Origin of the sequence: Kitasatospora sp. NPDC127116, assembly GCF_042677365.1 — a bacterium.
In the GTDB taxonomy this organism is placed as follows: Bacteria; Actinomycetota; Actinomycetes; order Streptomycetales; family Streptomycetaceae; genus Kitasatospora; species Kitasatospora lactacystinica.
Genome location: NZ_JBHXTL010000215.1, coordinates 1 through 9,866, shown reverse-complemented (window position 1 = coordinate 9,866; position 9,866 = coordinate 1). Strand labels below are relative to the sequence as shown.

Genomic DNA, 9,866 nt, shown 5'->3' with positions numbered 1-9,866 from the left:
CCCCCCCCCCCCCCCCGCCCCGCCGGGGGCCGCCGGGGGGCGGCCCTCGTAGGCCCGGCCGGCGGGCAGCACGGTGACGGCGGTGGTCGGGGCGCCGGCGCCGGTGTGCAGGTCGGCGCAGACGCCCTCGCCGTGCAGCGGGGCGACCAGCGTCGGCGGCGCCTCCGGGAGCCCCGGGGGCGGCGGTCCGCCGGGCGCGGTGTGCCCGGCGAGGTCCAGGGCGCCGATCGGCGCGGGCGCCGGGGCCGCGCTGCCGTACGCCTCCTTCTGGGTGCGCGGGTCACCGAGCAGCAGGGCGTACAGGGTCGGGGTGAGCGGGGCGAGGCCGTCCTTGGTGAGCAGGTAGTGCGCGCCGCCGGGGGCCTCGAAGAGCTGGCCGATCCGGGTCGGCTTCCCGCCCAGCGCCGGGCCCGCCTCGCCGCGCCGGGCGACGGCGGGCGCCGCGAGGTCGGGCCCGGCCGGCAGCGCGTTCAGCACCCCGGCCGGCACCGGGAACGGCGTCGCACCGCCGTAGCCGAGCGCCTGGAGCGCCTGGTTGGCGGTGTCGACGCGCAGCCGCTGGCCCTGCCAGAGCAGATGCGTCGAACCGTCCGGGGCGGCGACCAGCAGACCCTGGCCGGGCGCCAGCGCCCGCCCCTCGGCCGCCGGGTCCACCAGCAGGGCGAGCTTCGGCACCGGGGTGCCGGCCGGGCCTGGCTGGGCGGTGGCGCAGACCAGCCAGGTGCCGCCCGCCAGGTCGGCGGCCGGCGGCAGCCCGTCCGGGGCGCCGACGATCCCGACCGGGGCGCCGCGCGGCGCGTCCGCGATCGACGCCCGGCTCACCTGCCGCACCGTCATCTGCTCACCGGCCAGCAGCCTGGCGCTGGTGTCGTTCAGCACCGGGTGCAGCTGCCCGCCGATGGACAGGTACCGGGCACCGGTCTCCTCGACCACCACCAGCGTGCCGGGCTTGGCCCAGCCGTCACCGCCACCGGGCCGGATCACCCCGTACACCGTGACGCCCAGCCCGATCAGCACCCCCACCGCCAGGCCCGTCATGGTGCCCCGGGTGGTGCGCCCGGTGGGGGTGTCCGGCGCGTCGGGCTCCGCCCGCAGCATGCCCGAGGCCAGCCTGCTCATCACGAACAGGTGTGCCTGCACCTGGTCGCGTCGGGACTGCATCCAGTTCCTCCCCGGTTCCTCACGGACGCACCCGCTGCTTCGCGGCCGCACCGCTGCGCGCGCCCACTACGGTCCTACGGCCCCCCGCACCGGCCGGGTTCACCGCCGCCGCCCGGGCCCACCGGGGCGGGGCGGGGTGCACCAGGACGGGGCCGGGCGCGCCAGGACCGGGCCGGGCCCCACCCGTCACTCGCATCGGCGCCGCGAAGTGGCATGCCCGGGGTGCCTGGCCGAGGCTGGGGCGGGGGTCCCGCCTCAGAGGGGTACGGTGCCGATGTTCGAGACGAGCTTTGCATTCCCGCGTTCGCTGGAGGAACCCGTGGCCGGCGCCCGGGGCCGGGTGGCGGTGGTCGGGGCGGGCGTCTCCGGGCTGGTGTGCGCCTACGAGCTGCAGCGCCGCGGATTCGACGTCGTCGTGTACGAGCGGGCGAACCGGCCGGGCGGGCGGGTGCGCACCCACCGCTTCTGGGACGGCACCCACGTGGACCTCGGCGCCATGCGCATCCCCGGCAACCACCACTGCGTGCTGCACTACGTCTCCCGGTTCCGGCTGGCGACCCGCCCCTTCGTCAACGCCAACCCGCACGCCTACTACCACCTTCGCGGCCGGCGGGCCCGGGTGCAGGACGTCGCGACGCTGTTCCCCGCGTACGAGCTGCGCCCGGCCGAGCGGCAGCCCCCGGGCCCGGTGCTGGACCACCTGCTCGGCTCGGTGTGGCGCACCCTGACCGTGGAGCAGCAGCGCCGCACCCTGGAGGGCCATTGGGACGACCCGGCGCTGGAGCGGGCGGCCTCGGTGTCGCTGTGGCAGTTCGTCCACGAGCACCTGTCGCAGGACGCCTGGGACCTGGTCGGCCACGCCACCGGCCTCGCCCACTACGAGCAGTCCTCGCTGCTGGAGGTGCTGGTCGACTACTTCGGCCTGTTCCACCGCGGGCAGGTCGAGCTGGTCGACGGGCTGGAGGCGCTGATCCACGCCTTCGTCGGCTCGCTGCGCCCCGGCACGCTGCGGCTCTCCACCCAGGTCGACGAACTGACGCTGACCACGGACGGCGTCCGGCTGCACGGCCGGCGGATCGGCGCCCGGCTGCACGAGGACGTCGACTACGTGGTGTGCTGCGTCCCGGCGCCCGCGCTCGACCGGATCACCGTCACCCCGGGCCTGCCGCACGCCCAGCGGCACGCCATCCGCGGCATCAGCTACGCGAGCAGCATCAAGACCGTCCTGCACCTCACCCGCCGCCGCTGGGAGCTGGAGGACGGCATCCACGGCGGCGGCAGCTTCACGGACCTGCCGATCCAGCAGTGCTGGTACCCGTCGGACAACGCGGTGCGGGCGAAGAAGGACGGGGTCAACGGCGGTTCCGGCCCCCGCTGGGCGGTGCGCGACCCGCTGCGCTCGGCCGAGCCGACGGCCCTGCTCGGCGCGTACCTGTGGGGTGCCAACGCCCGCCGCTTCGCCGCACTGGAGCCGGCGGACCGGGACGCGCTGGTGCTGGACTGCCTGGAACGGCTCCACCCGGGCATCACGGGGGACGTGGACGACATCGTGCACTGCAACTGGGACGTGCAGACCGGCATGGGCGGCGGCGCCTTCGCCCACCTGACGCCCGGCGAGCACACCCGCTACCTGTCCGTGCTCGGCTCCCCGCACCCGGCGGGGCAACCGCGGATCTTCTTCGCCGGCGAGCACCTGTCCGGCGCCCACGCCTGGTGCCAGGGCGCGGCGCAGTCCGCCCTGGGCGCGGTGGGCGCGCTGCTCGACCGGGCCGGGCACCCCCGGGTCGCCACCCGGGTGGGGGCGGTGTGACGGAGGACGAGGCCGGTCCGGCTCCGGACCCCGCCCCGGCGCCGGACCTCGCGGACCCGGACCCGACGGACCCGGACCCCGCCGCGGACCCCGCCGCGGGCCCTGGCCCGGCTTTCGGCCGGGCCGAACTGCTGGCCCCGTTCCGGCCCGGCCGCGGCGAGCTGATCGGCATCGAGGTCGAGTGCGGCCTGGTCGACCCGGTCACCGGACTGGCCGCCCGCTACGACGGCGAGCGCGGCGTGCTGGCCGTCCTGGAGGCCGTGCTGGCCAGGTGGGGCGGCGAGCGGCAGGAGGACGCCGGACGGCTCACCGGGGTCCGGCTCCCGGACGGCAGCCAGATCACCCTGGAGCACGGCGGCCAGATCGAGTACTCCTCGACGCCCGTCCCGTCCGTGGCCAAGGCGGTGGACGACATGCGCGCCGCCCTGGAGCAACTCGCCGAGCTGGTCGGCCGGTTCGGCCTCGCCCTGCTGCCCGGCGCCTACCTGCCCTTCGACCGGCTCGCCGACATGCGGTGGGTGCCGATGACCCGGGGCGCCATCATGCGGGACTACTTCACCGGGCTCGGCGAGCCCGGCAGCCGCGCCCGGTACGTGATGGCCCTGTCGCTGTCCACCCAGGTCACCCTGGACTACCTCTCCCCCGCCGACTTCACCCGCAAGCTGCGGATGCAGACCGCCGCCGCCCCGGTGGTCTCCGCCCTGCTCGTCAACTCGCCGCTGCAGGAGGGAAGCTCCTCCAGCGGACGGCTGTCCCACCGGTGCTGGGCCTGGCTGCGGATGGACCCCCGCCGGGGCGGAGTGCTGCCGCCCGCGCTGCGCCCCGACGTCACCGTCGGGTCCGTCGTCGACTGGGCGCTCGGCATCCCGCTGATCCACTACCGCACCCCGGACGGCCGCTACCACCCGGCTCCACCCGGGCGCACCTTCGCCGAACTGCTCCGGCACGGCTACCCGGACGGCTCGCGGCCGACCCCGGCCCACTGGAGGTCCCACCTCAACCAGCTCTGGACCAGCACCAGGGTCCGCGACACCCTGGAACTGCGCGCCTCGGACGGCCCGCCGTACCCGTTCGTCCCGGCCGTCCCCGCGCTCTGGGCCGGACTCAGCTACCACCCCGCCTCCCTCTCCGCCGCCTGGGAGCTGCTCGGCCGCTACACCCTGCACGACCACCGGGCGGCGCTCGCCGAGCTGCCCGCCCTCGGCCTGGCCACCCGCCTCGGCGGCGACCCGGTCCGCCCGCTGGCCGCCGAGCTGCTGCGGCTGGCCCGGGCCGGCCTCGCCGCCCGGATCGCGGCCGGCCTCGAACCGCCGCACGTGCTCGGGTACCTGGACCCGCTGGAGGAGATCCTCGCCACCGGACGGACCTTCGCCGAGCAGTGCCGCGAGCGCTGGCACGGGGACCTGCGCCGCGACCCGGCCCGCTACGTCGCCGCCTACCGGGTCTGACGCCCCGGCGGACCCCCGGCGCCCCCCGGCGGACACCTCCGCGTCAGCAGTTCGTCAGCGCGGTGTCAGCAGCCCGTCAATCCGGGCCGCGGCGGCCGCGAACCGGCGGAAGCTGGACGGACCGCACCTGCACGACCCGCAGGTCCTCCCGGAGGTGAGCCGCATGTCCGTCCTCGCTGGGTTCCGTTCCGTCGTCCCCGACGTGCCCCGCCACGGCCACGGCCTGCGCACCGCCGTCGCGCGGGTGCTGGACCGGCTGGCCGCCAGCCCGCTCGACAACACCGTGCTCGGCGCGATCGGTACGCCCCGCCCGTCCGGCCGCCCGTCCGGCCTGCGCGCCCGGTGGCGCCCCGCGCCCCGGCCGGACGGCACCACCGCCCTCGAAGCCACCTGGCACCCGGACCGCTGACACCGCCCGACAGCCGCCCGAGCGGCGGTCCGGACGACCGTCCGAGCGGCGGTCCGCGCCCGGCGGCGGCCCGGCTCGGACCGCCATTCGGCGCAGCGCTCCCCCGCACGGCACGGCCCCGGCCCGGGGTGCGCGCCTATGGTGGGCGAATGACCGATCGTCGGACCGCCCGGCCCGGCATCGCCCGGGTGGGGCACCTCGTCGCCGCCGCCGCTTTCGCCGTCTGCATGGCGGGCACCACCCTGCCCACCCCGCTGTACGGGCTGTACCAGGAGAAGCTCGGCTTCTCCGAGCTGACGGTGACGGTCGTGTTCGCGGTGTACGCCTTCGGTGTCATCGGCGTCCTGCTGCTGATCGGCAACGTCTCGGACTCCGTCGGCCGCCGGCCCGTGCTGCTCTGCGGGCTGGTCTGCTCGGCGGCCAGCGCCGTGGTCTTCCTCAGCGCGGACAGCGTCGCCCTGCTCTGCCTGGGCCGCCTGCTGTCCGGGTTCTCGGCCGGCCTGTTCACCGGCACCGGGACGGCGTACGTGCTGGAACTCGCCCCGCCCGGGCACCGGGCCCGCGCGGGCTTCGTCGCGACCGCCGCCAACATGGGCGGGCTCGGCTGCGGGCCACTGCTGTCGGGCGTGCTCTCGCAGTACGCGCCCAACCCCCTGGTCCTGCCGTTCGTCGTGCACCTGGGGCTGCTCGCCGTCTCGTTCGCGCTCACCTGGCTGCTGCCCGAGACGGTCGCCGGGGCCCGCCCGCTGCGCACGGCCCGGCCCGACCGGCCGTCCCTGCCGCCGGAGGTCCGGCGGGTGTTCGTGCCGGCCGCGGTCGCCGCCTTCGCCGGCTTCTCCCTGCTGGGCCTGTTCACCTCGGTCAGCCCCGCCTTCCTCGCCGTCGACCTGGGCGTCCACAACCGCGCGGTGATCGGCCTGGTGGTCTTCACGGCCTTCTTCGCCTCCACCCTCGGCCAGCTCCTGGTGCCCCGGCTCGGCACCGCCCGGGCGATCCCGCTGGGCTGCCTGGTGCTGATCGCCGGGATGGCCCTGCTGGCCGCCTCGCTCGCCCGGGAGACCGTGCTCCCGCTGGTGCTCAGCGCCCTGGTGGGCGGCGCCGGGCAGGGCATGGGCCTGCGCGGGGCGGTGGGCGAGGTGGCCGCGGCCGCTCCCGCCGAGCACCGGGGCGGCGCCCTGTCGGCGCTGTTCGTGGTCGCCTACTTCGGCATCTCGGTCCCGGTCATCGGGGTGGGCCTGCTCACCGGACCGCTCGGTCTGGCCCACGCGGGTCTGGTCTTCGCCGCCTGCATGGCCGTGCTCGCCGCCGCCTCCGGCGTCTACCTGCTGCGCCAGGCGCGCCGCGTCGGGAGCTGACCCCCGCGCGCCCCCGTACGCGCCCGTCGCGCGCCGCCCGCGCACGCCCGCCGGGTGCCGCCCGCACCCGCTTGCCGCGCGGGCCGGGTGCCGATAGACACGATCCAGACACGTTGCGTGACACCCGGAGGTCCCCGCCATGAGCGTGACGAACCGCTACCTGGACGCCTGGGAGGGCTTCTGGCGCGATGCGCCCGAGGAACCGGGCGCGGTGATCTGGGACGCCGAACCGGCCCTCGGCGCCGAACGCCACCTCACCCTGTTCCGCCCCCACCTGGCCGACCCCGCGCTGCCCGTCGTCGACCTGGGCTGCGGCAACGGCACCCAGACCCGCTTCCTCGCCGAGCACTTCCCGCTCGCCCTCGGGGTCGACCTGTCCGCCGCCGCGGTGGACCGCGCCCGGCGCGGCGACCCCGCCGGGCGGGCCGAGTTCACCCGCTTGGACGCCACCGACGCCGAGGCCGTCCGGGCCCTCCACCGGCGCCTCGGCGACGCCAACGTGTACGTGCGCGGGGTGATCCACCAGAGCGAGCCGGCCGACCGCCAACGCGTGGCCGAAGGCATTCGCATCCTGCTCGGGGCCCGCGGCCGGGCCTTCGTGTTCGAGCTCGCCGAGGCGGCCAAGGGCGTGCTGGAGGCGCTGGTCCGCGGCCCGTCCGGCCCGCCCCCGAAGCTGCGCCCCGTGTTCGCCCACGGACTCGCCCCGGCCGAGGTCGCCGACGCGGTCTTCCCCGAGCTGTTCCGCGCGGCCGGACTCGACGTCCTCGCCACCGGTGAACTGCCGCTGGCCACCACCGAGTCCGCCCCCGACGGCGCCCGGATCGAACTGCCCGCGCACTGGCTGGTCGCCGGGCCGCGCGGGTCCGCGCCGCTCTGAGCCCGGCGCGGCCGACACGCCCTACTCGGGCCGGATGTTCAGGTTGCCGCGCAGGACGTTCGCCGGGTCGTAGGCCTTCTTCACGGCCGCGAGCCGGGCGTAGCGCTCCGGGCCGTAGATCTCCCGCGCCTTCCGGTCGCCCTCGCCCTGGACGTAGTTGGCGTACGCCCCGCCGGTGCCGAAGGCCTCCAGGCCCTCCACCGTCGCCCGCGACCAGGCGATGTGCTCCGCGTCCCGCGCCGGGTCGGTCCAGTGCGCCTCCGCCGTCACCTGGTAGGGGGCGGCGCGGCCGGGGAAGGCGGAGTCCTCCTCGGGGACGTCCGCGATGGCCCCGCGCAGGAACTCGAAGTCGATCGAGCAGAGCGCGGACGGGTTGGCCCTGGTCGCCTCGACCAGCCGGGCCACGGCCTCGGGCGAAAGATCCTGGAGGTAGCGGGACTTGACGAAGTACCGGTCGCCCTTGGGCTCGCTGCTGTCGCCGAGCGCCTGCAGCTGCGGGTAGGTCATGGGGATGCTGACGCGGGCCGCGGGCGCGACCTCCCGGTAGAGCGCCTCGGTCTGCGCCCGGCCCTCCTCCGGGTCCCCGGTCCACACCGCCAGGAGAAGCAGCGCGTGCCGCCCCCGCAGGTGCTCCGGTATCCACTCCTGCTCGCCCGCGCGCTTCAGCCCGCCGACGACGTGCAGGCCGGCCGGCTGCCGCGCGGTGTATGCCCGGTAGGCGGCCAGGGCCTCGGGGACGTCGTCCAGCGCGTGGACGCCCATGCTGAAGAGCGCCGGTCCGACCGGGCGCAGCCGCAGCGTGAAGCGGGTGACCACGCCGAAGTTCCCGCCGCCGCCGCGCAGCGCCCAGAGGAGTTCGGGGTGGCTCTCCTCGGTGGCCTCGACCACCGAGCCGTCGGCGAGGACGACCTCGGCGGCGAGGATGTGGTCGCAGGTCAGGCCCCAGCGGCGGGCGAGCCAGCCGTATCCGCCGCCGAGGGCCAGTCCGCCCAGGCCGGTGTGGGAGATGACGCCGGCGGGGCAGGCCAATTCGTACGGCGCGGTGGCCCGGTCGAGGTCGCTGAGCAGGCAGCCGCCCTGGGCCTCGGCGGTGCGGGCCTCCGGGTCGACGGTGACGGCGCGCATCGGCGACAGGTCGATCATCAGCGCGCCGTCGGCGACGGCGCTGCCGCCGACGTTGTGGCCGCCGCCGCGGACGGTGACGTCGAGGCCGTGGGCCGCCGCGTGGCGCAGCGCCTCGCTCACGTCCGCCGCGGTGCGGCAGCGGGCGATGCGGGCGGGGCGGCGGTCGTGCATCCCGTTCCACACCGCGCGCGCCTCGTCGTACCCGGCGTCGCCGGGGCTCAGCCAGTGCCCGGGCGGTGTCGCCCGTGGCAGAACGTCGTCCTCCGGCATGGCGGCACCCCCCGTGATCGATGCATGGCGTACACACGATAGGCGGCCCGTCGACACCGTGTGCGTGAAGGTTTGATGATCCATCAGGTTTCGGCCATCCTCCGTTCCGGGCCGAACCCTCCCGGACGGGTCACGCCGGCGACCCGGCCGGTCCCGATCGCCGCTGGTCAGCCTCGGACCGCCCGGCGGAGCGCTCAAGTCCCGCCGCGGACCGGGATCTTGGCGCATTTGCGGGGCCGGAGCGACGAAAGCGCTCGAACAACGGGGCCCGCCGTGTTTTGCTTCCCTGCACATGACATCGGTCGGCACGACGGCAACGGGGTGAGGGATGGCTGGGACCGAAGGCGCTCCGGACCGGCCGCGTCCGTCGGGCGTGGCCCGCTACCGCGCCCGCGGCGTCCCCGGCCTGCACGACCGCTTCATCCGCGACGCCCGCTCGCACGACTGGGAGCCGGCCGAGGTGGTCCACCGGGCCCTGCGGGACCGGACCGCGACCGCCCAGCCCTCCGAGCTCTCCTGGCTGCTCGCGAGCGGCAGCACCTACGCCGAACAGGTCGGCATGGACGTGGCGGCGGGCCTGCTGCACGCCTGCCCCGAGGGCGACATGAAGCTGGTGCTGGCCACCGCGGTGGCCGACGAGGCCAAGCACTCGGCGGTCTTCCACCGCTACGCGCACGCCGTCGCCGGGTCGGTCAAGGATCCGGGCGACGCCGTCGAGGAGCTGTCGCGCGACCTGTGGTCCCTGGACGACTACACCGCCCGCTTCCTGGCCCACACCCTGGCCGAGGGCTTCGCCGCCGACGAGTTCCGCTGGTTCGACGAGGGCCTGCGCGAGGAGGGCCTGGGCGAGGTGTACCGGCTGGTGCGCCGCGACGAGTCCCGCCACGTCGCGCTCGGCATGGCCTACCTCACCCACGGCCCCGGCGCGGACCGACTGCGCCGCATGCCCGCCGAGTTGCTGCTCGCCGCCGAACAGGTGGTGGAGAAGCACAACGACGTGGACAAGCTGGCCGCGCTGGTGCACCGGCTGCTGCCCGGTACTCCGGCACCACGGGTCGCCGCCTGGCTCCGGGCGCGACACGCCACCCGCATGCGGGTGCTCCTGAACGTCCGGGACGACCGGCAAGAACTGTCCCGGCGCCGAAAATCCACGCGAGAACACATGGAGGTGTGATGGAGATCAAGAAGGTTGCCGTCCGCGCTGAGACCAAGGCGGCCAACAAGTACAGCGTGAGCACACGTCGCGCGAGCAAGTAACGAACACTGGTTGTACCGAGGCGGGCGGCCCCCCCGGGGGGGGGGCGGGGCGGCCCCCCCCCCCCCAGCGCGCAACAAAACCCCCCCACCCCCCGCGGGGGGGGGGCGGGGGAAACCCCCCCCCCACCACCCCCCCCCCGGAGGCCCCCCCCCC

Annotated in this window: 8 protein-coding genes; 6 read left to right on the top strand and 2 right to left on the bottom strand. The window is 76.2% G+C overall.

Annotation, left to right across the window (positions count from 1 at the left end; genetic code table 11):
- A partial coding sequence (gene eccB / locus ACFVHV_RS41920) for a type VII secretion protein EccB (protein WP_380358889.1) occupies nucleotides 1-1,161 on the bottom strand: 1,161 nt, incomplete at its 3' end.
- A gap of 274 nt (nucleotides 1,162-1,435) precedes the next feature.
- On the opposite strand from eccB, the gene ACFVHV_RS41915 reads away from it, so the two are divergent.
- The 5 genes from ACFVHV_RS41915 (at nucleotide 1,436) to ACFVHV_RS41895 (ending at nucleotide 7,060) form a co-directional block, all read left to right on the top strand.
- Nucleotides 1,436-2,971, top strand: coding sequence for an NAD(P)/FAD-dependent oxidoreductase (locus ACFVHV_RS41915; RefSeq protein ID WP_359912568.1), 1,536 nt, complete (start codon nucleotides 1,436-1,438; stop codon nucleotides 2,969-2,971).
- Nucleotides 2,968-4,419: a glutamate-cysteine ligase family protein gene (locus tag ACFVHV_RS41910; protein WP_380358886.1), complete on the top strand. Its 1,452-nt coding sequence runs from the start codon at nucleotides 2,968-2,970 to the stop codon at nucleotides 4,417-4,419. The genes ACFVHV_RS41915 and ACFVHV_RS41910 overlap by 4 nt, the downstream gene beginning before the upstream one ends.
- 163 nt (nucleotides 4,420-4,582) lie before the next feature.
- Nucleotides 4,583-4,828 (top strand): hypothetical protein, encoded by a 246-nt coding sequence (locus ACFVHV_RS41905; RefSeq protein WP_380358883.1) that lies wholly within the window; start codon nucleotides 4,583-4,585, stop codon nucleotides 4,826-4,828.
- Nucleotides 4,829-4,977: 149 nt separating this feature from the next.
- Entirely contained in the window at nucleotides 4,978-6,183 is a 1,206-nt protein-coding gene (locus ACFVHV_RS41900; RefSeq protein ID WP_380358880.1) for an MFS transporter, read from the top strand.
- Between the two features lie 139 nt (nucleotides 6,184-6,322).
- Nucleotides 6,323-7,060, top strand: coding sequence for a class I SAM-dependent methyltransferase (locus ACFVHV_RS41895; RefSeq protein WP_359912556.1), 738 nt, complete (start codon nucleotides 6,323-6,325; stop codon nucleotides 7,058-7,060).
- A gap of 21 nt (nucleotides 7,061-7,081) precedes the next feature.
- Here ACFVHV_RS41895 and ACFVHV_RS41890 read toward each other — a convergent pair whose 3' ends face one another.
- Nucleotides 7,082-8,455, bottom strand: coding sequence for an FAD-binding oxidoreductase (locus tag ACFVHV_RS41890; protein WP_380358877.1), 1,374 nt, complete (start codon nucleotides 8,453-8,455; stop codon nucleotides 7,082-7,084).
- Between the two features lie 328 nt (nucleotides 8,456-8,783).
- On the opposite strand from ACFVHV_RS41890, the gene ACFVHV_RS41885 reads away from it, so the two are divergent.
- Nucleotides 8,784-9,629, top strand: a complete 846-nt coding sequence (locus ACFVHV_RS41885; RefSeq protein WP_359912550.1) for a ferritin-like domain-containing protein — start codon at nucleotides 8,784-8,786, stop codon at nucleotides 9,627-9,629.
- Nucleotides 9,630-9,866 lie beyond the last annotated feature (237 nt).